General features: G+C 56.8%; 24 protein-coding genes. 10 read left to right on the top strand and 14 right to left on the bottom strand.

The genetic code is table 11. The features are described 5' to 3' along the window. Positions 1–135 precede the first annotated feature (135 nt). From sucD to B2A78_RS16895, 3 genes are all read right to left on the bottom strand, one after another. Positions 136–1,026 carry a succinate--CoA ligase subunit alpha gene (gene sucD / locus B2A78_RS16885; RefSeq protein WP_077731181.1) on the bottom strand — a complete coding sequence of 297 codons (891 nt, stop codon included), beginning with the start codon at positions 1,024–1,026 and terminating at the stop codon, positions 136–138. A 6-nt stretch (positions 1,027–1,032) separates the two neighbouring features. Then, positions 1,033–2,202, bottom strand: a complete 1,170-nt coding sequence (sucC, locus tag B2A78_RS16890; protein WP_077731182.1) for an ADP-forming succinate--CoA ligase subunit beta — start codon at positions 2,200–2,202, stop codon at positions 1,033–1,035. A gap of 105 nt (positions 2,203–2,307) precedes the next feature. Then, positions 2,308–3,273: a CoA ester lyase gene (locus B2A78_RS16895; RefSeq protein ID WP_077731183.1), complete on the bottom strand. Its 966-nt coding sequence runs from the start codon at positions 3,271–3,273 to the stop codon at positions 2,308–2,310. Positions 3,274–3,702: 429 nt separating this feature from the next. On the opposite strand from B2A78_RS16895, the gene B2A78_RS16900 reads away from it, so the two are divergent. The 5 genes from B2A78_RS16900 (at position 3,703) to B2A78_RS16920 (ending at position 7,687) form a co-directional block, all read left to right on the top strand. Next, positions 3,703–4,572: a hypothetical protein gene (locus B2A78_RS16900; protein ID WP_077731184.1), complete on the top strand. Its 870-nt coding sequence runs from the start codon at positions 3,703–3,705 to the stop codon at positions 4,570–4,572. 254 nt (positions 4,573–4,826) lie between these two features. Next, the gene (pip, locus tag B2A78_RS16905) at positions 4,827–5,777 is read left to right on the top strand and encodes a prolyl aminopeptidase (RefSeq protein WP_077731185.1); all 951 of its coding nucleotides are present in this window, start codon (positions 4,827–4,829) and stop codon (positions 5,775–5,777) included. After that, on the top strand, positions 5,774–6,358 hold the full coding sequence (locus B2A78_RS16910; protein ID WP_077731186.1) for a UbiX family flavin prenyltransferase: 585 nt from the start codon (positions 5,774–5,776) through the stop codon (positions 6,356–6,358). The genes pip and B2A78_RS16910 overlap by 4 nt, the downstream gene beginning before the upstream one ends. A 129-nt stretch (positions 6,359–6,487) precedes the next feature. Then, positions 6,488–7,186 carry a hypothetical protein gene (locus B2A78_RS16915; RefSeq protein ID WP_077731187.1) on the top strand — a complete coding sequence of 233 codons (699 nt, stop codon included), beginning with the start codon at positions 6,488–6,490 and terminating at the stop codon, positions 7,184–7,186. Between the two features lie 141 nt (positions 7,187–7,327). After that, positions 7,328–7,687 carry a hypothetical protein gene (locus B2A78_RS16920; RefSeq protein WP_077731188.1) on the top strand — a complete coding sequence of 120 codons (360 nt, stop codon included), beginning with the start codon at positions 7,328–7,330 and terminating at the stop codon, positions 7,685–7,687. Between the two features lie 70 nt (positions 7,688–7,757). Here the strand turns inward: B2A78_RS16920 and pqqE are convergent, their stop codons facing one another. The 7 genes from pqqE to B2A78_RS16955 all read right to left on the bottom strand — a co-directional run bounded on the left by pqqE (position 7,758) and on the right by B2A78_RS16955 (position 12,606). After that, positions 7,758–8,888, bottom strand: a complete 1,131-nt coding sequence (gene pqqE / locus B2A78_RS16925) for a pyrroloquinoline quinone biosynthesis protein PqqE (RefSeq protein WP_077731189.1) — start codon at positions 8,886–8,888, stop codon at positions 7,758–7,760. Further along, entirely contained in the window at positions 8,857–9,138 is a 282-nt protein-coding gene (gene pqqD / locus B2A78_RS16930) for a pyrroloquinoline quinone biosynthesis peptide chaperone PqqD (protein ID WP_077731190.1), read from the bottom strand. The genes pqqE and pqqD overlap by 32 nt, the downstream gene beginning before the upstream one ends. A 4-nt stretch (positions 9,139–9,142) precedes the next feature. Beyond that, positions 9,143–9,868: a pyrroloquinoline-quinone synthase PqqC gene (gene pqqC / locus B2A78_RS16935; protein ID WP_077731191.1), complete on the bottom strand. Its 726-nt coding sequence runs from the start codon at positions 9,866–9,868 to the stop codon at positions 9,143–9,145. Positions 9,869–9,876: 8 nt separating this feature from the next. After that, positions 9,877–10,791, bottom strand: a complete 915-nt coding sequence (gene pqqB / locus B2A78_RS16940) for a pyrroloquinoline quinone biosynthesis protein PqqB (RefSeq protein ID WP_077731192.1) — start codon at positions 10,789–10,791, stop codon at positions 9,877–9,879. A 101-nt stretch (positions 10,792–10,892) separates the two neighbouring features. Beyond that, entirely contained in the window at positions 10,893–10,967 is a 75-nt protein-coding gene (gene pqqA / locus B2A78_RS16945) for a pyrroloquinoline quinone precursor peptide PqqA (protein WP_077731218.1), read from the bottom strand. Between the two features lie 148 nt (positions 10,968–11,115). Further along, the gene (locus tag B2A78_RS16950) at positions 11,116–11,865 is read right to left on the bottom strand and encodes a molybdopterin-synthase adenylyltransferase MoeB (protein WP_077731193.1); all 750 of its coding nucleotides are present in this window, start codon (positions 11,863–11,865) and stop codon (positions 11,116–11,118) included. A gap of 135 nt (positions 11,866–12,000) precedes the next feature. Further along, positions 12,001–12,606, bottom strand: coding sequence for a WHG domain-containing protein (locus B2A78_RS16955; RefSeq protein WP_077731194.1), 606 nt, complete (start codon positions 12,604–12,606; stop codon positions 12,001–12,003). Between the two features lie 295 nt (positions 12,607–12,901). Here B2A78_RS16955 and B2A78_RS16960 point away from each other — a divergent pair, with 295 nt between their 5' ends. The 3 genes from B2A78_RS16960 to icd all read left to right on the top strand — a co-directional run bounded on the left by B2A78_RS16960 (position 12,902) and on the right by icd (position 16,617). Continuing rightward, entirely contained in the window at positions 12,902–13,231 is a 330-nt protein-coding gene (locus tag B2A78_RS16960; RefSeq protein WP_077731195.1) for a DUF2782 domain-containing protein, read from the top strand. A gap of 164 nt (positions 13,232–13,395) precedes the next feature. Beyond that, the gene (gshA, locus tag B2A78_RS16965) at positions 13,396–14,973 is read left to right on the top strand and encodes a glutamate--cysteine ligase (RefSeq protein ID WP_077731196.1); all 1,578 of its coding nucleotides are present in this window, start codon (positions 13,396–13,398) and stop codon (positions 14,971–14,973) included. 399 nt (positions 14,974–15,372) lie between these two features. Next, positions 15,373–16,617: an isocitrate dehydrogenase (NADP(+)) gene (gene icd, locus B2A78_RS16970; RefSeq protein ID WP_077731197.1), complete on the top strand. Its 1,245-nt coding sequence runs from the start codon at positions 15,373–15,375 to the stop codon at positions 16,615–16,617. Between the two features lie 84 nt (positions 16,618–16,701). On the opposite strand, the gene B2A78_RS16975 is transcribed toward icd, so the two are convergent. Further along, a complete protein-coding gene (locus tag B2A78_RS16975) occupies positions 16,702–17,064 on the bottom strand; it encodes a hypothetical protein (RefSeq protein ID WP_077731198.1) in 363 nt (120 codons plus the stop codon). A 234-nt stretch (positions 17,065–17,298) separates the two neighbouring features. Then, positions 17,299–21,012, bottom strand: a complete 3,714-nt coding sequence (locus tag B2A78_RS16980; protein ID WP_077731199.1) for an FAD-dependent oxidoreductase — start codon at positions 21,010–21,012, stop codon at positions 17,299–17,301. A gap of 247 nt (positions 21,013–21,259) precedes the next feature. Here B2A78_RS16980 and B2A78_RS16985 point away from each other — a divergent pair, with 247 nt between their 5' ends. Together B2A78_RS16985 and gloB are read left to right on the top strand one after the other, a co-directional pair. Further along, positions 21,260–22,858, top strand: a complete 1,599-nt coding sequence (locus B2A78_RS16985) for a DNA mismatch repair protein MutS (protein ID WP_077731200.1) — start codon at positions 21,260–21,262, stop codon at positions 22,856–22,858. Between the two features lie 9 nt (positions 22,859–22,867). After that, entirely contained in the window at positions 22,868–23,632 is a 765-nt protein-coding gene (gloB, locus tag B2A78_RS16990) for a hydroxyacylglutathione hydrolase (protein WP_077731201.1), read from the top strand. Positions 23,633–23,748: 116 nt separating this feature from the next. Here the strand turns inward: gloB and B2A78_RS16995 are convergent, their stop codons facing one another. Next, positions 23,749–24,171: a hypothetical protein gene (locus B2A78_RS16995; protein ID WP_077731202.1), complete on the bottom strand. Its 423-nt coding sequence runs from the start codon at positions 24,169–24,171 to the stop codon at positions 23,749–23,751. A gap of 78 nt (positions 24,172–24,249) precedes the next feature. Beyond that, positions 24,250–24,708, bottom strand: coding sequence for a DUF302 domain-containing protein (locus tag B2A78_RS17000; protein ID WP_077731203.1), 459 nt, complete (start codon positions 24,706–24,708; stop codon positions 24,250–24,252). Positions 24,709–24,751 lie beyond the last annotated feature (43 nt).

Consider the following 24,751-nt stretch of genomic DNA (forward strand, 5'->3'; position numbering starts at 1 on the left):
GATTTCCATACGTATGAAAAAAGCGAATCGGTGCGGTTCTTACCTCGCCGCACCCTATGTCTCGTAGGTCGGCAATCCCTTGCCGACCCGCTATGTCGGGAAAGGATTCCCGACCTGCACTAGGTCACGATCCGATTATTTAACGGCGATGCCATTTTCCTTCATCGCCCTCAGCACGGTTTGGCCGATGTGGGCCGGGTTTCGCGAGACATACAGCCCTAAGGCTTCCATGGCGTCCATTTTGGCGCTGGCCGTGTCGTCTTCGTTGGAAATGATGGCGCCGGCATGCCCCATGCGCCGGCCGGTGGGGGCGGCGATGCCGGCTACGAAGCCGACGACGGGCTTTTTCATATTTTCCTTCGCCCAACGAGCTGCCGCCACTTCCTGGGGGCCGCCAATCTCGCCGATCATGACCACAATTTCGGTTTCGGGATCGGCTTCGAAGGCGCGCAGCACGGTCATGAAGTCAGTGCCGTTGATGGGGTCGCCGCCGATGCCCACCGACGTGGTGATGCCGAGTCCCAGGGCTGCCATTTGCTCGGTGGCTTCGTAGTTGAGCGTTCCCGAGCGGGAGACGATGCCGATGTTGCCCTTTTTGTAGATGTGCGAGGGCATGATGCCCACCTTGCATTCGCTCGGCGTGATGATGCCGGGAGTGTTGGGGCCGACGATGATCGTATTCTTGCCGGTGCGGTAGCGCTGGAGTCGGATCATGTCGTGCACCGGAACGCCGTCGGCGATGGTCACCGCTACTTTGATTCCTGCATCGACGGCTTCCATCAAGGCGTCGGCGCTGAACGGCGGGGGCACGAATACGGCGGAAACATCGGCGCCGGTGGCGGCCACGGCTTCCGCCACGGTGTCGAATACCGGTAGACCCAAATGAGTGGTGCCGCCCTTGCCGGGCGTAACGCCGCCGACGACATTGGTGCCGATTTTCATTGCGTCTTCGGCATGGAAGGTGGCGTGTTCGCCGGTGAAGCCTTGGAAGATGACCTTGGAGTTTTTGTTAACGAATACGCTCATTGATGCTTACCCTCTCACCGTTTTGACCGCTTTGGCCGCTGCGTCGTCCAGATTTTCGGCGGTAATGAAGGAGAGGCCGGATTCCGCCAGGATCTTGCGGCCTTCTTCCACATTGGTGCCGGCCAGGCGCACGATCAGCGGAACCTTGATCTGGAGGCTGTTGCAGGCTTGGATCAAACCTTTGGCGATCCAGTCGCAGCGGTTGATGCCGGCGAAAATGTTCACCAGGATACACTTGACGTTAGGATCTTCCAGCACGATACGGCAAGCGTTGGTGACTTTTTCGGGAGAGGCGCCGCCGCCGACATCGAGGAAATTGGCCGGACGTCCGCCGTGCAGGGTGATGGCGTCCAAAGAAGCCATGGCGAGACCGGCACCATTAACGATGCAGCCGATGTTGCCGTCGAGCGCGATGTAGTTGAGGCCGTGACCGGAGGCTTCGACCTCTTTCGGGTCTTCCTCGGCCAGGTCGCGCATTTCCGTGACGGCTTTCTGGCGATAGAGGGCGTTGTCGTCGAAGCTGAACTTGGCGTCGAGCACCATCAGTTTGTCGTCACCGTTCCCGACGATGGCTAGGGGATTGATTTCGGCCTGCAGGGCGTCCTTGTCGCGCATGCAGCGGTAGATGGATTTCATCAGCTTGACGGCTTGCGGCATCAGCTTGCCCTTGAGGCCGATGGCGGTGGCGACTTTACGGCACTGAAAGTCCAGAAGGCCGATTGCGGGGTCGATGACTTCCTTGACGATCTTTTCGGGGGTCGCTTTGGCGACCTCTTCGATTTCCATGCCGCCTTCGCTGGATGCGATGATGGTGATGCGCTGAGAGCCGCGGTCGATCACGAAGCCTAGGTAGAATTCCTTTTTGATGTCGCTGGCTTGCTCGATCCAGACACGCTGGACGATGGAGCCTTCGGGGCCGGTCTGATGGGTGACCAGGTGGGTGCCGATCATGGCATCGGCGGTTTTTTGCACCTCGGCGATGGAGTCGACGACCTTCACCCCGCCCGCCTTGCCGCGGCCGCCGGCATGAATCTGTGCTTTGACGACCCACTTATTGCCGCCGATTTCCTCGGCCACCTGAGCCGCCTGCTGGTCGGAGTAGGCGACGCCGCCAACCGGAACCGGCACACCGTATGATTTCAGCAGTTCCTTCGCTTGATATTCATGGATGTTCACTGATTGCTTTCCTCTCTTCAATGTAGGTCAGGCTGGGCCGGCAGACCGTAACCCGACGATAGGAATGTCGGGTTACGATTCGGTAACCCGACCGACGGAAATCCCCTACGACTGGCGGGCCTCTATTTGTTCGATCTGTCTGACCACATTTTCGGCCATGCGGATCGAAGCAGCATCGATCAGGCGGCCGTCCAGGGACACGGCGCCCTTGCCTTCCTTCGCCGCCTTTTCCATTTCGACCAAGATGCGGCGGGCGCGATTCACTTCCTTTTCGGTAGGGGTAAAGACTTCGTTCGCCAGGGCGATCTGGGACGGGTGAATGGCCCACTTGCCTTCGCAACCGAGAGCGGCGGCACGGCGCGCGGCGACCTTGTAGCCTTCAGGGTCGCCGAAATCGCCGAACGGACCGTCGATGGGCCGCAGCCCGTAGGCGCGGCAGGCAGCGACCATGCGGGAAATGCCGAAATGCCACTGATCGCCCCAATGGAAATAACGCTGGCCGTTTTCGTCGGGATCGGTGAGCATGCCATACTCGGGATTGGCTCCGCCGATCTGCGTGGTGCGGGCGCGAACTGAGGCGGCGTAGTCGGCCACGCCGAACACCATGGCTTCCATGCGCTCGGGGCAGCTTTTCGCAATCTCTTCCACGTTCGCCATGCCCATTGCGGTTTCGATCAATACGTGGATGTTGATGGGCTTGAAGCCTTTATAAGCCTCGATTTGGGACAGCATGGTGGCGACGAAATACACGTCGGCGGCGCTGCCCACTTTGGGGATCAGAATGGTGTCGAGCTTGTCGCCGCAGGCTTCGGCCACTTCTACGAGATCGCGGTAGGCGTAATGGGTGTCGAGTCCGTTGATTCGGATGGAAACGGCGCATTTCGACCAGTCATAGGTATTCAAGGCCTCGATGATGTTGGCCCGAGCCTGCTCTTTATCGTCCGGAGCGACGGCATCTTCCAGGTCGAGAAAGACTACGTCGGCGCCGGATTCGGGCGCTTTTTCCAACATACGCTTGTTGCTGCCCGGAACAGCCAACTCGCTACGGTGTAATCGATTTTTTACGGCCATGTCGTGTCTCTGTATTTATTTTGGACCAGTGAATGTTGCATCCGGGCGAATATCCGTCATATCCCGATTAAAACAGGCAATGTCTTAAATTCTTATGGATTGATTCGCCGCGGGCAAGGAGCAAGGGAGGGCCAGGCATTCGCTTGGTATTCAGGCGGTCGTCCTCGTGCTCAGCGATATCACGCGGCGATAGCCTGAGCCGTGGCCCCACAAACTGTCTGTTGCAGCCTAACTCGCCATTATAACCGCAAGGCTGTATGTTTCGGCTAGCCCAAGAAAAGCAACGGTCCAAATAGCCACAATTAGCAAAAATAATGAAATAGACTAATTGTTGTATGGAGATTTTTTTGTTAGGATCGTGCCGACATGCAACTTTTTGTTGCTGGCATGCAACGGATTTAGGTTCAACTCGCACGAGGGGGAATAAGAATGATCAAGAAATCGACTGGTATGGCAGCAATGGTTACTGCCGCTGTCGCGGTGGCCGGCTTGGCGCCGCAGCAGGCTATGGCGGAGAGCCACTACAAAGGTACGTCTGCGCAGGCCGATATCGAAAGACGTTTGCAGATGATGGAAGACGAGATGCGCGCGTTGCGTTCGGAATTGGCGAAGGCGCGTTCCGATGCCAAGGCCAATGCGGAACGGATGGACGCGCAGCAGCAGAAGGTCGAACAGCAACTTGCCGAAGCCGAGGAGCATGAGAAAGAGCATCATGATCTGCTCTTCTTCCGCGGCGGTTATGCCAAAATGGAGCATGGTCGTGGCTACAAAGGCCTAGAAACGCTGGTTTGGAACGCAGACGAGAACGACAACGACGGCTGGTATGTCGGCGCCGGTTTCGACCATCAGTTGACCGACGATTTCTGGGGTCTGACCGATATCGCCTCGCTCGACGGCGAAGTGATGTTCGAATACAAGAACTTCGGCACTGGAGAAAATTTCCTGGTTGACGCCTTTACCGGGGGGGAGGTAATCGAGAACAAGATTACCCAGTTCACGCTTACCGCTGCTCCGAAAATCAAGTTCAACAATATGGGCAACTTCCGGCCGTGGATCATTCCGTTCGGTCTGGGCATCCACGTCATCAGCCCGCCGTCCAGCGGCGTTACCGTGCTCAATCCCGGCCTGATGCTGGGCGCCGGTGCCGAATACAAGATCTGGGGCGACCTGTGGGCGGGTCTTGATTTCCGTTATCACTTCACTGGCGATGACCTCGACATTAAGAGCAGGAATGGCGTACTCAAGGGCGTAGACACCGACGGCCTTACCGCCGGCGCTTATCTCGGTTTCGGCTTCTAAGAGCCTTTCAAGCCGAAAAGAAAAGGGGGATGAGAATCCCCCTTTTTTCTTGCCGAGAAAATACGTCCGATTGTCCGATGCAGGTGTAGAATTTTTCGACATCGTCCGCATCGAAACACGATATGAATATTGCTCTGAAATGCCGCCATCAATCGATGGCGGTTTTGTCTGCGTTCCGGATTGGCAGTTAGGTTCTCCGCTGGTTCATTATTCCGTTACGCCAGGTCCAAATTCCTGCCCGACCTGAGCCTGTCATGAGAATTCTCTACCCCGAAATCGAACCCTACGCAGTCCATCAATTCAAACGGAATAAGCATCAGATCTATGTGGAAGAATGCGGGAATCCCTCCGGAATGCCCGTCGTGTTCTTGCACGGTGGACCGGGTTCCGGCTGCAGGGCTTATCACCGCTCTTTTTTCAATCCCAACAAGTACCGGATTATTCTTATAGATCAGCGAGGCGCTGGGCGTTCGCTTCCCCATGGAGAGCTCCACGGCAACACTACGTCCGACTTGATCCGTGATTTGGAGTATATCCGCCATGCGCTTCGAATCGATCGCTGGTCGGTTTTCGGGGGCTCCTGGGGCGCGACCCTGGCGCTCGTTTATGCGCAGCGCCATTCGTCCAGGATCGTCGGACTGGTGCTTAGGGCGGCGTTTCTGGCCCGCCAGCGCGATATCGAATGGTTCATCGGTTCGGGCGCGGACCGAGTTTATCCGGAGGCGTGGGAACGATTTATGGAAAATATCCCGGAGCCTGAGCGGCCTCATCCTTTGTCTTACTTGTATTCATGCCTGACCGGCGATGACGAATTGGCCCAGCGGCGTGCCGCCCGCGCATGGGCGCTGTGGAGCGGCCAGGTCATTGTCGGCAACGAGTTCGACTCATCGGAGTTGAACGAGCATGTATCGTCCGAGGTGGTCAACCAAGCTCGGATCGAACTCCATTATGCAGTGAACAGATATTTCATCCCGGAGAATGCGATTTTGGAGCAATGTGACAGGATTCGTCATTTGCCGGTAATTTTGATCCATGGCCGCCGGGATTTGGTTTGCCCCGTCGAATCGTCGTTCAGTCTTTACAAGCGCCTGCCGAACTCCGAGCTGCGCGTTTTGCCGAATGCCGGCCATATCGCTGCCGGCGATGAAATGATCGATGCCTTGGTTACGGCCGCGGATGAAATGGCCGAGCGGTTCGGGTCATGAACGGAAATAAACGCCTGATCATTGCAATGACCGGCGCGACCGGTGCCGTATACGGCTTGCGCCTGCTTCAGGTGCTGCGCGACATCGGGGGATGGGAAACGCACCTGATCGTTTCCTCGGCGGGTGTGCTCAATATCCATCATGAATTGGGCATGAAGCGCGCCGAGGTGTGCGCGTTTGCCGATGTCGTTCACGATGTCAACGATGTCGGAGCCAGCATCGCGAGTGGTGCGTTCAAGACCCGCGGCATGATTATCGCGCCGTGCTCGATGAAAACCTTGGCGGCAGTGGCGCACGGATTTTCCGACAACCTGATCTCGCGCGCGGCCGACGTAACACTTAAGGAGCGTCGTCGATTGGTCGTGGTGCCGCGCGAAACGCCGTTGAATTTGGCGCACATCCGCAACATGGCCGCCGTTACGGAAATGGGGGGCATCATCTTCCCCCCGTTGCCGGCGTTTTACGGCAGGGCGAAAACGTTGGCGGCGCTTATCGACGAGACAGTGGGACGGATTCTCGGGTTGTTCGAGATCGAAACCGATGCTCTGTATGAGCCGTGGGAAGGTCTGGGCAAATCATAGTGTGTGACCGCACGCCTACGGCTAGCATGTTCAGGGAAGGAAATAAAAATGAACGACTAAACGAGATTCCAATCGGTTCCTCCATTGCCGCGGGTTGATGGATGAGGCATTTGAAGGGGTATGCAACCAATGGCGGAAAAAATCGATCATAAAAATAGAACTGCTATCGTATTCGGCTCGATAAGGTTGATTTTTTATTTCCTCGCAATTTTCGTTACTTACGATTACCTGGCGAGGTCGAGCCGAGCCAATGCGGAAAACGTTTTCAGCGAAGGGTATTTTGTCGAGTGGCTGCAATATGGCCTGATCATGGCGACCATGTCTCTCTATTTTTTCGGTGCTTGGCGCTTGAAGCACCGTCGGCCTTTGTTTCTGATGCTCGGAATGTTCGTCGTGATCGCTTCGATACGTGAGTGGGACTATTGGTGGGATAGGCAATTGCCGGCAGGCATTTCGCTTTTCGTGTTGCTAATGATTGGCTGGCATAACCGAAAAGTCTTACCGGAACAGATTTGTACTTTGATTCACTCGGCGCCTTTCGGTTTTCTTTGGTCAGGATTTCTGGCCGTGGCGGTGCTGGCCCAGTTGGTAGGTCACGCCGAGCTGCTGAAACTGGTCATGGGAAGCGATTTTAAGACCGGATATAAGCAAATCATCGAGGAAAGCCTGGAATTGTTCGGCTATTACCTCATATGGTTCGGTACTCTGGAAGCCCTTCTGGCGGCGCGACGGTCGGCGGAGGATTCGGCCAGGTTCGATCACCGGGATTTCGGATCGGGCGGGGTGCTGAAAATCCCGGAAATGAATCGCCTCTACGAGGTATCCTGACGAATCGGCAAAAACGTCGAGACGGCCGTGAAAAGTGGTTTCAACGTATCCGCAAGGCGATTCTGCACGGATAGGTATTGCCGGTACTGGTCTGCTATCGGAGTCTTGATGGATTAACGATCTTGACCGGAAGGAGGTGTTATGAGGATAAGGATTGTCCAGGTCATTGTTCCCGCGCTGCTGGTCGTGCTAGGGGGATGCGCGACGCAGGAAGGGCCACGTCCGCCCAATTGGGCGTATGCCGTGCAGACGGCGGACACACGGGAAGCGCACGAACGGCTCGCGAATCACTATGATGAAATCGCGCAGACGATGCAGGCCGATGCGGATGAAGAGCGCGAGATGCTGATCCAGTATCAGGCTAATCCACACAAGTACGGCAAGCAGATTCTGGATTTGAAAGCGCGTGCCGAAGCCATGATCCGGGATCTGGAAATGGCAGCCCAAGAAAGCCGTCGTTTGGCCGAATATCATCGCCAGTTGGCGGCGGAAAGCCGATAATGCTTCCGGACGGTTTATGTGCTCGGATTCGAACGAGCGTGGCGGTCCGCCCGTTTGAGAGTAATCAGACTTAGCCGCTAAAAGACTTAGAGTTCTTGGTGTTGCGGAACACCATCGGTTTCGTTTCGCCGGTTTCAGCTGCCGAGCGCGCACTGGCGATCGCTTCGAATACGGCATGCCTATGGGGAGATTTGCCGCACACCGGGTCGGCGGCGGTCATATCGCCGGTGAAAAGATAGGCCTGGCAGCGACAGCCGCCGAAGTCCTTGGTCTTTTCCGGGCAAGACCGGCAAGGCTCCTTCATCCAATCGTATCCGCGAAATTTGTTGAAGGCATCGGAGTGTAGCCAAATATCGTGTACGCTCATATCGCGTACGTTGGGGCAGTCGAGTCCCGGCAGCGACCGGGCTTCGTGGCAGGGGAGGGCAAGACCGTCCGGAGCGATGGTCAGAAACGTCGTCCCCCAGCCGTTCATGCAGGCCTTCGGCCGATCTTCGTAGTAGTCCGGCACCACGTAGTAAATCTTCATCTTTCCCTTGAGCTTTTCCTTATAGTCCTGGGCAATGGCCTCGGCTTCCTGGAACTGCTCGCGGGTCGGCAGCAGCTGATCGCGATTGAGATGCGCCCAGCCGTAATACTGGGTATTGGCCAGTTCAAGATAATCGGCTTCCAGTTCGACGGCCATTTCGAGAATTTCGCGCATCAGGTGGATGTTCTGGCGGTGGATCACGACGCACAGAACCATGGGGTAGCCGTGCTTCTTGACCAGTCGGGCCACCTCTTTCTTTTGCTCGAACGATTCGGTGCCGGCCAGATAGTTGTTCAGCGTCTTTTCGGGTGCCTGAATGCTGACCTGAATGTGATCCAGTCCGGCATTCTTCAGCTCGGCGATCCTGTCCTCGTTGAGCTTATAGCCGGAGGTAATCAGGTTGACGTAATAGCCCAGCTCTCGGGCGTGTCTGACCAGGATAGGCAAGTCCTGGCGCACCAGCGGTTCGCCACCCGACAAGCCGAGTTGCACCGCGCCCATTTCGCGGGCTTCGGAAAATACTCTCAGCCAGTCTTCGGTGTCGAGTTCGTCCTTATGTCTCGCGAAGTCGACGGGATTGGAACAATACGGGCACTGTAGCGGGCAGGTGTAGGTCAGTTCGGCTAATAGCCAGCGCGGACTACTGACGGGGAATTTGTCTGATCCAACCATTATCCAAGGCAGATTGCAGGAGTTCGGAAATGTCGTCCCTTAGACCGGTGGTTTCGAATTTCGTCTCAAGTTCGGAAACGATTCCGTCCAAATCGCGTGTGCCGTCGCACAGCTTGAGGATTTCGGCGGCGGGCAGGTTTAACTCGACCAGGCCCTCGGGATAAAGGATCACGTAACGCTGTTGGGCTTCTTCCCATTGCAGTCGATGCAGGGGCGAGAAGGCAAAGAGGCTTTGGGCGTCTAAGGCCATGGTTTCAAGGCTTGATATTGAAGTAGGGCGGCTTGTTTTCGATATAGGCCAAGTACATCGCGTCAAGCATGCTCCACAGAATGTCCAGCTTGAGCTGGAGGATTTCCAGGGCGCGCTCCTGTTGCTCGCGAGTCTTGAAATAGTCCAGTGTGATGGCGAGGCCGTGTTCCACATCGCGGCTGGCCTGACTCACCCGTTTCCGGAAATAGGCGAGTCCATCCTGGTCGATCCACGGATACAGGTCGGGCCAGCCGGACAAGCGCTGCTTGTGAATGGTCGGCGCGAACAGCTCGGTCAGCGACGAACAGGCCGCTTCCTGCCAGGATGCCTGGCGGGCGAAATTGACATAAGCGTCCACGGCAAAGCGGACGCCGGGCAATACGTGCTTTAGCGACCAGAGTTCGTCTCGGGGGATGCCTACAGCAATACCGAGTCGCGTCCAGGCTTCGATGCCGCCGGCATCGTCGCCCCAGCCGTCGTGATCGTGTATCCGCTGAATCCACTGGCGTCGGGTTTCGCGATCGGGGCAATTCGCCAGAATGGCGGAGTCTTTGACCGGGATCTTGATTTGGTAATAGAAGCGATTCGCAACCCACCCTTGAATTTGCTCTTTGCTGAGCTTGCCGTCAGCCATGAGCACATGGTAGGGATGGTTAATATGATAATACGCCTCTTTCTCGCGCAATTTGGCTTCGAATTCTTCTCGGGTCCAAGGTGTCGGTTCGCTCATGGTGTTTCTCACAGGTCGATTTCCATGCTGTCGCAGGCAACTTCGATGCCCGCTCCGGTAAGGGTTTTTCGCTCCGGCGAATCTTCGTCCAAGATCGGGTTGGTATTATTGATGTGAATCAAAATCTTCCGTGCTTTGGGTGCATTTTTCAGCACTTCGATCATGCCGTCCGAACCTGATTGGGGTAGATGTCCCATGTCGCGGGCAAGCTTATCGCAAATTCCGGCACGGCCCATCTCATCCTCCTGCCAGAACGTGCCGTCGACCAACATGCAGTCAGCCTGCTGCATGGCCGCGAACACGTGAGGTTCTATTTCTCCGAGTCCCGGCGCGTAATAAAGTTTCTTGCCCGAAGATATCTGCTCGATGATGACCCCGATATTGTCGCCTTCGTGCGGATCGTGCCGATGAGGCGAATAGGGCGGTGCCTTGCTTTTCAGCGAATGGGTGTAGAACTTCAGGTCGTGAATCCCGGGAATCGCGAAGCCGCTGCCGTCCAGAGGCGTGCTATGGTGGTTGACTCCACAGTAGTGCTCCAGCATCTTAAATACAGGGAATCCCGTCGACAGGTCCTGTTTCACCATCTCGCTGCAATAAATGTCCAAAGGTCGAGTGGACTCGCGCAGCATCAACAGTCCCGTGGTGTGATCGATTTGGCTGTCGATCAGGACGATGGCCTTGATACCGCTGTCACGGATGCCGTGCCTTGGATGGACGGCCTGAAAGGCTTCCAGTTGAGTGCGGATGTCGGGCGACGCATTGAAAAGCACCCAATTCTCGTTGTCGCTGCTGACGGCAATCGACGACTGAGTGCGCGATTTGGCCTTGACTTGGCCTTGGCGAAGCCTGGAGCAGTTGTGACAGTTACAGTTCCACTGCGGGAAACCGCCGCCCGCGCCGGCGCCCAACACTCGGACTTTCATTTCGATCTTTGCTAAGCAAAAGAGCTTCCGATGAGCCCTTTAAATGAAAAAACGGGGCTCTACATTGCTGCGGAGCCCCGTTCAGGGATTCAACCGGCGAATTAGCGGTTGTAGATGTACATCGTGACTTCGAAGCCAAAGCGCAGGTCTTTGTAGCTCGGTTTTTCCCATCTCATTTCGGATTACCTCCAAAAAAGTGATTTATTGCTTTAGTTTGGAATGGCTTATAAAGCTCGCGGCAAAGTATACGTATCCGATTTTTGGAAAGCAACGGGAGTTATTCCTATTTCTCGAAGGGAAATCAGTAGAAGCCCGCTGGATTGCTCAAGCCGATCCAGCGCAAGTCGGGCATCTGGGATTTCTTTTCAAGATCATTTGATTCCACTCCATGCTCAGCGCATCGAGCAATAAAAGTCGTCCCACCAAGGGTTCGCCGACGCCCGTGAGGAGCTTGATGGCCTCCAGGGCCTGGAGGCTGCCGATGATTCCGGGCAGAGGGGCAAGCACGCCGGTTTGCACGCAGCTTTCCGCAAGTTCGCCGTGATCGGCGTACAAGCAGTTGTAACAGGGGTTGTTTCCGACGCCCGGAGTGAATACGGCCAGTTGTCCCTCGAAGCGGATCACCGCTCCGGAAACCAGCGGCGTTCGTGTTCTTACGCAAGCGGCGTTGACGGCGAAACGGGTGGTGAAGTTATCCGAGCAATCCAGCACCACGTCGGCCCGAGCGATTTCCTGCTCCAATTGTGCCCCCTCCAAACGGGACGTGAGTTCGGTGACTCTCACATCGGGGTTTAGCCGTTCGAGGGCTTTACGCGCCGAAACCGCCTTAGGTTCTCCGATGTTCTCCGTGCCGTGCGCGATCTGGCGCTGAAGGTTGGATATTTCCACGACATCGTAGTCGTTCAGCGCCAGGCTGCCGACCCCGGCGGCGGCCAAATACATGGCGGCGGGCGAGCCGAGACCGCCGAGACCGATAATCAATGCCCTGGAATCCAGCAGCTTTTCCTGGCCCTCGACATCGATCTGAGGCAGCAGTATCTGTCGGCTATAACGCAAAAGTTGATTGTCGTTCATCGTTCGGCGGTAGAGACTATTCGGAAAAGTAAACCAGTTTACCGGCAAAAATCCTTCGCCGCATGGGGCGAGGATAAAACGAATTAGTCTTGCGATCGGGGGGGGCTTGCCGATCAGCGTTCTAGAGTCCGTGAACTAATTTTGCCGCATCCAGCCGGATAAAAAGTTTCGGATCAGCGAAGTCGTCAGTTTCTCGGCATCGGGAAGACCGGCGATGTCCAGCTTATCGGTAAGCGCCAAGGTGCAGACGCCGTGCACGCCTCCCCAAAGCGCTCGAGCGGCCAGTGCGACTTCCGTCGGATTTCGGGCCGGACCGAGTCGGGCGAGACATTTTTCGACCCGATCGAACAGGGCGAGAACATGGTTGCGGTACCAGCCGGGCGAAGCGGTTGCCGTGGGCGATCCGCGTCCGAAAATCAGGTCCCAGCGTCCCCTGTGTGACGCGGCGAAGCGGAGATAAATGCGGCCCAGTTCCACCAGTACAGCTTCGGTATCGTTTTTCTCAGCCGTAGCTTGGTCGAGTTCGAGAGCTAATTCGGCCAAGGTCCGGGCGTTCACCCGGAAAATCAAGTCGTCCAGGTTCTCGAAAATCAAATAGAGGCTGCCTGCGGTATAGCCGATTTCGTTCGCGATCTTGCGTGTGCTGAGACCTGCCGCGCCTTCCCGCTCGACGATGGCTTCCGTTGCTTTTAAAGCCATTTCGCGAATTTCGTCGCGGCTATGATCGCTTCGTCTGGCCATGGCGAATATCCTTGCTCGATTCCGGGAATTTAGCCAAACCGCGTCGGTCCCTTAGATGAGGACAGCTGATTGACTCCATCCCAGCCTAACTCGGTGCGGATGGAACGGTATGCAGAGTTGACGATTATCATCGCGAACATGTGATGTGCCAGGTAGTTTCTTGAGCCATGGGATTAACCGAGCTCTCGATCGTTCGATTATCGGCAGGACGTCTGGCCATGTAATCGGATTTCTCGATCCGATATGTACTATCATTGGCAAATCTCAAAACCCAGTCCTTTCAGCAGGATTCATCATGCTACGGATTATTTCGCTTTGTCTTTTGGTTGTCGCAGCCTCCGCCCAAGCGCAGGGTGAACTCGCTCCGGTGCCCGAGCCGCCGGATATTCCGCCGCAGGTCGAGAGCGGTGAGCCCTTGGAGCCGGATGTCACGATTATCCGGCGGGGCAAGGACACTATCGAAGAATACCGGATCAATAATCGGCTTTACATGGTAAAGATCAAGCCAGCGATCGGTCCGGCCTATTATCTGCTCGACACCGACGGCGACGGTAATATGGACGTACGGCGCAGCGATTTGGAGGATGACATGCGGATTCCGCAATGGGTGCTGTTCAGTTGGTGAGGCTCCTTTAAACCGAGATAGCGGTTTACTGTACAGGCCGATCGCGCTTCTCTGATAGAATGAAAATGGATTCGGGTGTTTTGTAGTCCGTCGAATCCGGATTTCCATTCCGCGATTTCACGAGTCATCCCGCCTTTAAGAACAACACCAAGGATTATTCGCGCTTGAGCCAAAGCATAGACTCCCGGCTTAACCAGCTTATTCATACCGGCCAACAACATCTGCTGAGGAACGGCCTCAAAGGGCTGGAGAAGGAAAGCCTTCGGCTTGCGGCCGACGGCGTCATCGCGCATACGCCGCATCCGATGGGAGTAGGATCGGCGCTGACTCATCCTTATGTCACCACGGATTATTCCGAGGCGCTGATCGAGCTGATTACGCCGCCCTATGCCGACCCGGCGGAAGCGCTGCGGTTTCTTAAAGACCTGCATACCTTCATATACCGCAATCTGGGAGACGAGATCTTACTCGCGACTTCCATGCCCTGCGGCGTGAGCGGTGACGAAAGCATTCCCATTGCCGAATACGGAACCTCCAATATCGGTCGGATGAAACACATTTACCGGCGCGGACTCGCCTATCGCTACGGGCGGATGATGCAGGCCATTGCCGGCGTTCATTTCAATTATTCGGTCAACGAAGCGTTATGGCCGGTCCTGTGCGAGTTGGAAGGCGGGGCGGACTCCTTGTCCAGCTTTATCGCAGGCAACTATTTCGGCATGGTGCGCAACGTTCATCGCTACGGGTGGTTAACAATCTATTTGTTCGGCGCCTCTCCGGCATTCGCCAAGTCGTTTTTCAACGGACGAGAGCATCTTGCGTCCAGATTTTCGGAGTTCGACGCCCGAACGCTTTTTCGCCCCTATGCGACTTCGCTGCGCATGAGCGATATCGGGTACAAGAACGACAGCCAGGCCGGGCTCGATATCTCTTTTAATAATCTCGACGACTACGTGGCGACTCTCGGCAAGGCCATAGCGACGCCTTATCCGCTTTACGAGAAGATCGGCGTGAAGGTGAATGGAGATTACCGTCAGCTGAACGGCAACATTCTCCAGATCGAAAACGAGTATTACAGCGTCATCCGTCCCAAACAAATCGCCGAGTCCGGTGAAAAGCCTACGCTTGCCCTAAAGCGGCGCGGAGTGCGTTATTTGGAGCTTAGATCGCTGGACTTGGAGTGCTTCAGTCCTGCCGGGGCAAACCTGGATCAGCTGCGCTTTCTGGAAATCTTTCTGCTTTTTTGCCTTTTGGAACAAAGTCCCCCACTCGATTCCGCGGAGAAGAGAGAAGTCAGCCAGAACGGCATGGCGGTCGCGTGTTGCGGCCGTACGCCCGGGTTCAAGCTTCGGCGCAAAGGCCGAGAGGTTTTGTTGAAGGACTGGGCGGCGGAAATACTTGAGGCCATGCGCGGCATCGCAGAAATTCTCGATGCGGAAGACGTGTCTAAACCCTACACGCGAAGCCTGGAGGAACAGGCCGCCAAGTTTTTCGATCCCGAACTGACGCCTTCCGCCCGCATGCTGGCCGAAATGAGGGCGAGTGGAGAATCGTTCGAGGAATATGCGCTGCGGATATCGAAGGAGCATGCGAGGGTGTTCCGTGATGGCTTCCTATCCGCCGAGCGAGCCGAATTCTTTCGCCGGCTGACCGACGAATCGCTCGAGGAACAGCAGCAAATGGAAGCTGGCGACAAACTCTCTTTCGACGAATTTTTACACCACTATTTTGCCCAAGCATAATAGGCCCGAGATCGGAGCCTATTCCGCCTGAGAAGCTGTCTTCAAACTGCTGCGCGCCGTCATGCCGGCGTTGTTCAAGGGTTCAAGATGCTGATGAAAAACATCTCTGTTTTTCACCCTACCGGGCGCGCTATCGTGCGTCCCATTTCTCTCCCGGAGAAATGGTCATGTACTCCTCGGTACACTCCGGTTTTGACTCGCCCGATCCTTGCGGTTCGCCCTGCGGGCCAGGCTAACGGCTGTTCCCTCCACGGGCCTGCTGGCGGCTTCGGGTCGCCCTTTCGCGCCTTTCCTTGACGTCGCTCGTGACGTTTGAAGACTGCTTCTAAGGGCTAGATCGTCGCGGATTTCTGCGTCGGTCAGCATCTCAGTTCTCTACGCTATTTCATGGAGGTCGCCATGGATTACCAGCACATTCGGCTTCCTGCCGGCGGCGAAAAAATCAGCGTTCGGGACGGCAAGCTTCGTGTTCCTGACGAGCCCGTCGTCGGCTACGTCGAAGGCGACGGCATCGGCCCGGATATTACGCGCGCATCCCTCCGCGTTTGGAACGCAGCGGTCGCCAAAGCATACGGCGGGGCGCGCAAAATCCATTGGTGCGAGCTCTTTCTCGGAGAAAAAGCCGCTGCACTCTACGGCAACGCTTTTCCCGACGAAGCGGTGCACGCGCTAAAGGACTTGGTCGTATCCATCAAAGGTCCTTTGACGACCCCTGTGGGTGGGGGAATGCGGTCCATCAACGTGTCCCTTCGACAAACCCTTGATCTTTACGCATGCGTTCGCCCGGTACGCCATTTTCCGGGAGTGCCGTCGCCCCTGCGTCATCCCGAAGCGGTGGATGTGGTCATCTTTCGGGAAAACACCGAGGATGTTTACGCAGGCGTCGAATATCCGGCGGGATCGCCCGAAGCCTTTAAACTCGAGCGTTTTCTGAAACAAGAGCTCAAGGCAGATTTCCATGAGGGCAGTGCTCTCGGGGTGAAACCGGTGAGCGAATTCGGAAGCAAGCGGCTGATCCGCAAAGCCATCCGCTATGCGCTCGATCACGGGCGGAAGAGCGTTGCCTTGATGCACAAAGGCAATATCATGAAATTCACCGAGGGCGCGTTCCGGAACTGGGGTTACGAACTCGCTCGTACGGAGTTCGCCGGTCAGACCATCACCGAAGAGGAATTGAACAGATTCCATGGCGGCAAACAGCCGGATGGCAAGATCGTCATCAAGGACCGCATCGCCGATATCATGTTCCAGCAGATGCTGCTTCGTCCCGAAGAGTTTGACGTCATCGCTACGCTCAACTTGAACGGCGATTATCTTTCGGATGCGGTCGCGGCGGAAGTAGGAGGTGTTGGTATTGCGCCGGGAGGCAACATCGGCGATTTCATCGCCGTATTCGAAGCAACCCATGGTTCCGCGCCCAAATACGCCGGCCAGGACAAAGCTAATCCCGGCTCACTGCTCTTCAGCGGGGTAATGTTGCTTGAATACCTGGGATGGCACGAAGCCGCGAAAACGGTAGAAAACGCTTATAGTGCCGTTGTCGGCCAGAAGATCGTCACTTACGACTTTGCACGGCAGATGGAAGGCGCACGCGAGGTGAAAACCAGCGAGTTCGCCGAAGCCTTAGTAGCGGCGATGGGTTGAGTGCCGGGCACAAAAAAAGCAGGGCGGTTGCCGCCCTGCTTTTATACTTCCAGCCTGTCTCAAGACAGACAGGTTGCAGGCATCTTATTTGATGCCGGCGTTGACCTTTTCCATGGCGGCGGCGGCTTCGCTCAAGAGCGGTGCGGCTTCGGACGTGTTTCCGGCTGCGCAAAGGTCTTGGGCTTGCCGAACCTTCTTCATGGCGTCCTGCAAGGGCTTGCCAGCCGCGTCGCCGGTGATTTCCTTATAGTTCTGCTTGGTCTGCTTGATGGCAGACAGGCAGCCGTCCTTGTCGCCAGCGGTTGCAGCGGCCTGGGCTTCCTTGGTGGTCTGGACGGTCTTGACCATGAATTCCTTTACGCCAGCGGCGTTTTCGGCGGCAATGGCGCTACCCATCGTGCCGGTCAACAACAAAGCGCCCAGAACTAAGGTTTTGTTCATTTTCATTCTCTTGCGTTCTCCTCTGGCTATTCCTGGAATAACCAAACAAATGTCACGATTGCTTATTGAGTGCTGATGCATACGCCGCCATTGCCATACCGCGTTTCGCGGAAGCTTCCAGGTCGCGAGCTCCTGCGATGGCGTCGATCGAGGAAAGGCGTAAAGCCGTCCATGCAGTCAACGGGCGTCAATGGTAAAAGACTTTCCGGATATTGTCATGCTTTCGTCTTTGGAAATCTTTCAGCCTACCCGTCGATCGCCGTTTTTCGAAAGTAGATAGTCCAGCCACATCGTCGACAGTTTCTCCTGTACCGAGTTCTGGCGCAGGCGTGCGTACAAGTTGGGAAAATCGACCCGGTCCAGGTCTTGATCCTGGTTGTAGCAGGAGTACACGAAATACTCCTTGCCGCTGTCCGGTTCCACATGCTTGCACAGACACTGCGCGCAGACGCCCTTCATCATGCACTGCATCGGCGAGTTGATCGAGCCAATGGCGGAGTGATGAGCCTTGAGATACGGCTGGAGGACGCCGTAACGGGCTGCTTTGACCGCCGCCATCATGCGGTCGGAGCCGATGACGATCATGTGGTCGACGTCGTCCATGTGGATCGGAGTCGGACCCAGTTCGCCCTTCGCGTAAGCCAGCATCGCTTCGACGATGTTGCCGACGAAGGTTTTGTCCTGGGGGCGCAGCGGCGGTATGGGCTCTGCTCCTGGGAGATTATCGACCGACCAGACCACCACATCCGAGGCCGCTTCGATTTCCCGAATCTTGAACACGTCTTCGCGCTTCCGATAGCCGGCGAAATAGATGACATGGCTGCCCGCCGCGCGCAGCGCTTTGCCGATGGAGAACAGCACCGCATTGCCCAGGCCGCCGCCGGCGAGGAGGACCGTTTGCCCGGCGTGAATTTCAGTGGGGGCGCCGGTGACCCCCATCACCACGATGGGGTCGCCGGGCTTCCACATCGCGCAGAGCTTGGACGACGAACCCATTTCCAGAGCGATCAGGGATATGAGGCCTTGTTCCTTGTCGACCCAGGCGCCGGTCAATGCCAGGCCTTCGGCGACCAGCACCGTATCGTCCACGACGGGTGCGAGCGCTTCGAAGTTTTGAACGCGGTAGAACTGGCCCGGGCAGAAGTGCTTCGCGGCCAGCGGAGCCCTTACGATGACTTCGACGATGTTCGGGGTGACCCGATTGATTTCTACGATACGCGCCAGCAGCATGTCGTCGAGCCTGTGCTGGAACTCTCGCAGATTCGCAAGGCGCTGGGGCTGCTGGGCTCGATCGAGCGCGGCGAGCTCCTTTTCGTACAGTTTGACGATGTAAGGATATCCGTCCTTGGCGCTGGCCATGGCTTTCACCACGTTGCCGGCATAGACCGGGTGGTTGTCGCCGTAGAACGTGATGAACTTGCCGTGGCGGCGGTACGAGGTGAACGGCGCAGGCTTGCCGATCTTGGGAACGGCGGTGTCTTTGACCGGTTCCAGCTCCGGAATTTCGCTCAGCCAATTGGGTTCGTAGCGCTGATAGAACTTCTGGTCCATCTCGAAGGAATCCGGATGCTCGGATTCGTAGATGGTATTGGGCGAGGTTCCCGCGGCGACGAACAGGCTGCGCAACGGGACTTCGAGGTTGCCGGCTTTTTGCCAGCGGCCATCCTGTTCCTCCAGTTTTTCGAAGCGCACGGCGCGGAGATGTCCGTATTTGTCCTCCAGGGCCTCGAGCGGGTTCATGCCCTCGGCCAGCAGAATGCCTTCGTCCATGGCTTCCTTGATTTCCTCGTGATTCTGCCGGTAAGCGGGTGAATCCTTCATGCCCTTGCGGTAGAACAGCGTGACGCCTCCCCAGGCATTCAGCAAGGGGAGGAAATCGGGCTTTTCCCCGGCGGCTTGTGCCCTTTGGCGTTCTGCCCGCACGGCCTTGGCATGACCCAAAAACTCGTCGAGGATCAGCAATTCTTCCTCGTCGTAGCGGGCGCGTACGGTTTCCTCGCCGAAGGCGGCGCACAGCTTTTCGTAGCGTTGCATGATCTTTTCGACCTGCACCGGATAGTAGGCCAAAAGCTCGGTGGCGGTGTCGATGGCGGTCAAGCCGCCGCCGATCACGCCGGCCGGGAGGCGCACTTGCAGATTGGCCAGCGACGACTCCTTGGCGGCCCCGGTCAATTGCAGCGCCATCAAGAAGTCCGACGCCTTGCGGATGCCGCGAATCAAATTGTTCTTGATGTCGATGAGCGTGGGTTTGCCGGCGCCCGAAGCGATGGCAATGTGGTCGAAACCGAGATCCCAGGCTTCGTTGATCGTGAGAGTGCCGCCGAAGCGCACGCCGCCGTAGCAGCGGAAGCTGTGACGCCGCAACAGGGTCAGATAAATGACTTTCAGGAAGTTCTTGTCCCAGCGCACCGTGATGCCGTATTCGGCCACGCCGCCGAAGCCCAGCATGATGCGTTTGTCCAAATCCTCGTACAACTCTCGGAAATCATGGATGGGGCGGGGCGGATGGGTCTCGTCTCCGACGATGTCTTTGGGCAGCGGTTCGATCTTGAGGCCGTCGATACCGACCACGCCGAAGCCTTCGTTGGTCAAATAATGAGCCAGCGTGTAGCCGGCGGGCCCCATGCCGGCCACCAGCACGTTCTTGCCGTTGTAGGGAAGGGCGTACGGCCGCTTGACGTTGAGCGGATTCCAGCGGGTCAGGAGGCTGTAAATCTCGAAGCCCCACGGCATGAACAAAACGTCGGTGAGGACGTTGGTCTCGATCTGCGGAATATTGACAGGCTCGGTTTTCTGATAGATGCAGCCCTTCATGCAGTCGTTGCAGATGCGGTGGCCGGTGCCGGGGCAGAGCGGGTTGTCGACGGTGATCAAGGCCAGCGCGCCGATGTTGTCGCCTTGCCGCTTGACGACGTGCATCTCGGAAATTTTTTCCTCCAGCGGGCAGCCGGTAATGGTCACGCCGAGCGGATTGGTCTTGTACGTGCCGTCCTTCTTGTTGCGCATGCCCTTGGAGCACGAGTCGGTATCCCGGTCGTGGCAATAAATGCAGTGGTCGACTTCGTACAACACGCGCCGTTCGGGAAAACGTGGATCGGTAAGGCCGAATCCTTCGCGCCTCCTGTGGTGTTCCTCGGGGGCCGCCCATACGCTGTAGCCGTCCGCCGAGCGCGTCTCGTGATGAACCAGATGATTGAAATCGGTCTTGGCCGGGAACTTGAAGCTGGCCCACCCTTGGACTTGGGCTTTGAGCTCGGGAATTTGCGTAGCTGCATAGGTCCAGCGTTGGACCAGATCCAGCAGCGCCTTCACCAGGTCTTCGTCGCTCTTGCCCAGCAGACCGGCAAAGCGCGCCTCGGTATCCGGATCGGTGGCAAGAGTACGGCGCAATTCGGCGATTTCCCTTCCGCTCACCGACGCATCTTGATGCCAGCGGTGCAAGCGTGCGCCTAAGACGGCAACCGCTTTTTCCCGGTCCGATTCGATCAACACGGGTTCGGCGATTCGGAGCAAGGACTCGAAGTCCGCCTGGATACCGGCGATATTCCAGCTTTCCAGCGCCTGATTCTTGAACAGTCCCGCGACCTTCCCGACGATCTCGTTGCGGTACAGGAAGATGCTGTCGAACTCGTCGCGGATCGCCTGTATTTGCGTGTCCCGTTCGGACGATACGCCGAACAGCCGCGCCACGAAAGTACCGACATAGGGCGCCATTTTGACCAGGACATCCGAAATCTTTTCGGGCGGCATGCCTTCGCCTTGGCATGCGCGATAACGCTCGAATTCGGCGAATAGGGCCGGATCGTGGTTGCGGACCGTTGCGTCGAAGACGTCTGACAAGTCCTTGAGCCGTTCCGGTTCGTACAAATCAGCATAGTTAAAGCCGGATATGCCTAGGGTCAAAACGGATGCGGCGCTTAGGCCCGTATCGGAGCGAACGGAGTGATCGGTCATGATTGTCGAGATCGCGTGGGTTGATGAAACTTCTTTTTCGTCAGCGTTGCCAGAAGACGGACGGATTTTCGTGAAAAATGTGTGAAATTTTATGCTGAATCGATGGTCGAGTCGATCATGGGCACTGTTCGAGACATTACAGGGTCATTAAGAAACATAGGTATCGCCCCCGTTTCCTTCCAGGTTGAAGCGGGCGCCGCTAAGGTGTAGGTTAGGCGCCGAACTATCATTGCCAGGTCCTCGCTCCATGAATTCCCTATACCAGACTCTTCTGCAATCCGATTCCAAGGAACCGCCGGTCGTTCGTTCCGCCGCGCCGGGCGCAACCGGAGAGGGTGTCATCGATGTTTCGACGTTTCAGGCCATCGAAGTCGATAAGCTGTTCGACAGCATCAATCACGCCGCCACGATCACCGGTCAGGCAACCCTTTATCGCTCGCTGGTCCAGCCGCTGGCGTCGGCGGACCTCATTCGGGCCAAGCAGGACGCGGTTCGGGAAATCGAATCCGACAAGGCGCTTCGAGACTCGTTGGAAACCCTGATCAAACAGGCGAAGTCGCTGGAAGATGACTTTTACGGTTTATTATTCGGCACGTTCATGGGGCTCATGAGTTCGCCCGCGCACAAGCTGGAAATCGAGGGCTACGGTTATGAGACCTATAAAAAAGGCACTCGGTTCATGCTCAATCTGGTGGAGGCGGCAAACCGGTTTCCGAAGCCGAACAGCGAGTACCTGGGCCTATTGATCGACGACTTGCGGCGCTTTGCCCATTCGCGCGCCTATGCCCTGATGAAGGGGCCGGTGTACCGGACCGAGAAAGATGTCCGCTCCAAGGCGGAGAAACCCTGGTATACCCCGGCGATCCGCTTTCGGCCGTCACTGTTCAAGCCGGTGGGGCTCGCGGTCGCGGCCATCCTCCTGGTGCTGACTTTGGAATTCGTGCCGTTGCTGCTCGATCTGGCGGTTTCGATCGCGCCGGTATTTTGGCTGTTCCTGCTTCCCATCAGCTTCGTTTACATCCCCATCGTCGGCGGTTTCGATCGCGATGGCTGCATCTATCCGCTCCGCGACATCTTCAAACGGTCCGAGGACGTGCAAAACACGCTGGATTCGCTGGGCAAGCTGGACGAGCTCTTGAGCTTCGTCCGCCTCAAGGAATCCTTCCACCACTCCGTGGTCTTGCCCAAGATCGTCGAGGCCGAGCGCCATTCGCTGGTGCTCAAAGGCGTGCGGAATCCGGTGCTGAGCAAGGACAATCCCGACTACGTGCCCAACGACATCAGCCTGAAAAACACGCGGCTGACCTTCATCACCGGACCGAACAGCGGCGGCAAGACGGCGTTCTGTAAAACCCTGGCGCAGAGCCAGTTGCTCGCGCAAATCGGATGCTATGTGCCGGCTCAGGAAGCGGAACTGACCGTCGCGGACCGCATCTTTTACCAGGTCCCCGAAATCAGCCACCTCGCCGACGGTGAAGGGCGCTTCGGCACCGAACTCAAGCGGACCAAGGACATTTTCCTCGCAACGACGCCGAAAAGCCTGGTGATCATGGACGAACTCTCGGAAGGCACGACCCACGAGGAAAAGATCGAGATTTCCATGAATATCCTGGACGGGTTCTATCAGAAAGGCAGCAACACCATTTTGATCACCCACAACCACGAACTGGTCGATGCTTATCAGCAGAAAGAAATCGGATTGGCGAGGCAGGTCGAGTTCAAGAACGAGCAGCCGACTTACCGGGTGGTCGAAGGCATTTCGAGGGTCAGCCACGCGGATCGGGTGGCTCGCAAGATCGGTTTTTCGAAAGAGGATATCGCCCGGTATTTATCCGGTGGCAGATAAGGACGCATTATGCTGGAAATCCTTCAAATCCCCGTACTCAAGGACAACTACGTTTACCTGATCCACGACAGCCAAACCGGCGAGACGGCGGCGGTCGATCCCGCCGAGGCCGATCCGGTTTTGGAGGCGCTCGCCGCTTACGGATGGACGCTGACTCATGTCCTGAACACCCATCATCACGGCGATCACGTGGGCGGCAACCTGGCGCTGAAGCGCCGGACGGGCTGTCGGATAGTGGGTTCGGAGCGGGACCTCAAGCGCATTCCAGGTATCGATATAGCCGTGGGCGAGACGACGGTTTTGAAAGTTGGAAGCTCCGAGGCTCGCGTGCTCGATGTTCCGGGACACACGCGTGCGCACATCGCGTTCTGGTTCGCCGGGGCCGATGCGCTATTTTGCGGTGATACGCTGTTCGCCCTGGGATGCGGACGGTTGTTCGAAGGCACGCTGGAAGAAATGTGGCGCTCGCTCTCGAAGCTGCGCGCCTTGCCTCCCGAGACCAGGGTTTACTGCGCCCACGAATACACCCAGGCGAACGGCCGATTCGCCTTGACGGTAGAGCCCGGTAATGTGGCGCTTCAGCAACGGATGGCGCAAGTCGATGATCTGCGGCGGCAGAACAAGCCTACGGTTCCTTCGACGTTGAAAGAGGAATTGGCGACCAATCCGTTCCTCCGCCCCGAAAGCGAGGAAATCCGGAGCAACTTGGGAATGATGAACGCCGACCCCTTGGAGGTGTTTGCGGAAACGCGCCGGCGGAAGGATATGTTTTAAGAGTCCTTGTCGGCAAAGGATTGCCGACCTACGACTTGGTAGGGTGGGTTAGCCCTGAGCGTAGCGTTAGCGAAGCCGAAGGGCGTAACCCACCGAAACGGAGTTTGTTGTCCCCCTTATTTCTTCACGTCCTTATCCGCACCCGCCGGAAAGCAAGCTTCCTGAGCGTATTTCTTCGCTTCCTTGTACTTCTCGCGCAGTTTCGCGGATTCCGGCGGATCGCGGAATTCCGCGCCGCGCTCGCCGGCCATGCTGAATCCGTAGGTGAAAGTCTGCGCCTGGACGAATTCATCGTGGCTCATCCGGCTCGCGATCTTGTCGACGCTGCACGTGCAGTGATAGAGATTGTTGTAATTCTGGCCGCCATGCTCCTGCATGCATTGCAGGACATATTCGACCCTGGCCAGCGTGGGAAAATCGTTGGTTTCCTTTGCTTCTGTTTCGGGGGAGGGCGGAGCGGACGTGCAGCCGGCTGCCAGGATCAGAACGGCGGCCGTTGCGGGCCACCGGATATTCAAGGGAAAAGCGGGTATTTTCATGCTCAATCGTTCTCGTAAGCCTGTCTCAAAATCGCTACATGATAGTGCAGCGAAAGCGGAAGGCGCAATTTGTGAAATTCAGTTTTCGACCGCAAAGTCCACGATTTGTTTGAGCTTTTCGTTCATTTGCCGAGCGAATTCGTTCATTTTCGGGTTAGGCGAACGGGTCGGCAGCAAATGCGTGGTCACGATAACTTTGCCGTTCTCGGAACGGACGGCCACATTGCAGGGCATGTAGATGACGGATTCCGGCGAAATTTCCAGCATCTCGCGGGCCAGCGTGAGATTGCAGAACTGAATGGTGTCGTAATCGGGGAAGCTGATGTTCTCGCGCTCCCGGATGACGCTGCCGATCTTGTTGTGGCCGGTGATGCGGAAATTCCGCTCGGTGATCGCGAGCTCCAACTCGGACAGAACGTCCTGATAAGGTTTGGTAGTCTCGGCTTGATAGTAGAGCGGCTCGGGATTCTTCGGAGCGGAGCACCCTGGCAGGATGATCAGCAGCAGTGCGACAATCGAACCAAGAAATAAGCGCATACACTAAATAGAAACATATCGAAACTCGATTTTTAGCTTATCA

This window comes from Methylocaldum sp. 14B (assembly GCF_002005105.1).
In the GTDB taxonomy this organism is placed as follows: Bacteria; Pseudomonadota; Gammaproteobacteria; order Methylococcales; family Methylococcaceae; genus Methylocaldum.

Excerpts from the sequence above, each read along its gene's own strand:
- B2A78_RS16995 (WP_077731202.1), bottom strand. The coding sequence starts at position 24,171 with ATGAAAATACCCGCTTTTCCCTTGAATATCCGGTGGCCCGCAACGGCC.
- pqqD (WP_077731190.1), bottom strand. The coding sequence starts at position 9,138 with ATGGCCTTAGACGCCCAAAGCCTCTTTGCCTTCTCGCCCCTGCATCGA.
- icd (WP_077731197.1), top strand. The coding sequence starts at position 15,373 with ATGGATTACCAGCACATTCGGCTTCCTGCCGGCGGCGAAAAAATCAGC.
- sucD (WP_077731181.1), bottom strand. The coding sequence starts at position 1,026 with ATGAGCGTATTCGTTAACAAAAACTCCAAGGTCATCTTCCAAGGCTTC.
- B2A78_RS16975 (WP_077731198.1), bottom strand. The coding sequence starts at position 17,064 with ATGAAAATGAACAAAACCTTAGTTCTGGGCGCTTTGTTGTTGACCGGC.
- B2A78_RS16920 (WP_077731188.1), top strand. The coding sequence starts at position 7,328 with ATGAGGATAAGGATTGTCCAGGTCATTGTTCCCGCGCTGCTGGTCGTG.
- B2A78_RS16950 (WP_077731193.1), bottom strand. The coding sequence starts at position 11,865 with ATGAACGACAATCAACTTTTGCGTTATAGCCGACAGATACTGCTGCCT.
- B2A78_RS16900 (WP_077731184.1), top strand. The coding sequence starts at position 3,703 with ATGATCAAGAAATCGACTGGTATGGCAGCAATGGTTACTGCCGCTGTC.
- B2A78_RS16955 (WP_077731194.1), bottom strand. The coding sequence starts at position 12,606 with ATGGCCAGACGAAGCGATCATAGCCGCGACGAAATTCGCGAAATGGCT.
- pqqC (WP_077731191.1), bottom strand. The coding sequence starts at position 9,868 with ATGAGCGAACCGACACCTTGGACCCGAGAAGAATTCGAAGCCAAATTG.
- B2A78_RS16960 (WP_077731195.1), top strand. The coding sequence starts at position 12,902 with ATGCTACGGATTATTTCGCTTTGTCTTTTGGTTGTCGCAGCCTCCGCC.
- pip (WP_077731185.1), top strand. The coding sequence starts at position 4,827 with ATGAGAATTCTCTACCCCGAAATCGAACCCTACGCAGTCCATCAATTC.
- B2A78_RS17000 (WP_077731203.1), bottom strand. The coding sequence starts at position 24,708 with ATGCGCTTATTTCTTGGTTCGATTGTCGCACTGCTGCTGATCATCCTG.
- pqqE (WP_077731189.1), bottom strand. The coding sequence starts at position 8,888 with ATGGTTGGATCAGACAAATTCCCCGTCAGTAGTCCGCGCTGGCTATTA.
- B2A78_RS16980 (WP_077731199.1), bottom strand. The coding sequence starts at position 21,012 with ATGACCGATCACTCCGTTCGCTCCGATACGGGCCTAAGCGCCGCATCC.
- B2A78_RS16895 (WP_077731183.1), bottom strand. The coding sequence starts at position 3,273 with ATGGCCGTAAAAAATCGATTACACCGTAGCGAGTTGGCTGTTCCGGGC.
- gloB (WP_077731201.1), top strand. The coding sequence starts at position 22,868 with ATGCTGGAAATCCTTCAAATCCCCGTACTCAAGGACAACTACGTTTAC.
- pqqB (WP_077731192.1), bottom strand. The coding sequence starts at position 10,791 with ATGAAAGTCCGAGTGTTGGGCGCCGGCGCGGGCGGCGGTTTCCCGCAG.
- B2A78_RS16915 (WP_077731187.1), top strand. The coding sequence starts at position 6,488 with ATGGCGGAAAAAATCGATCATAAAAATAGAACTGCTATCGTATTCGGC.
- B2A78_RS16910 (WP_077731186.1), top strand. The coding sequence starts at position 5,774 with ATGAACGGAAATAAACGCCTGATCATTGCAATGACCGGCGCGACCGGT.
- B2A78_RS16985 (WP_077731200.1), top strand. The coding sequence starts at position 21,260 with ATGAATTCCCTATACCAGACTCTTCTGCAATCCGATTCCAAGGAACCG.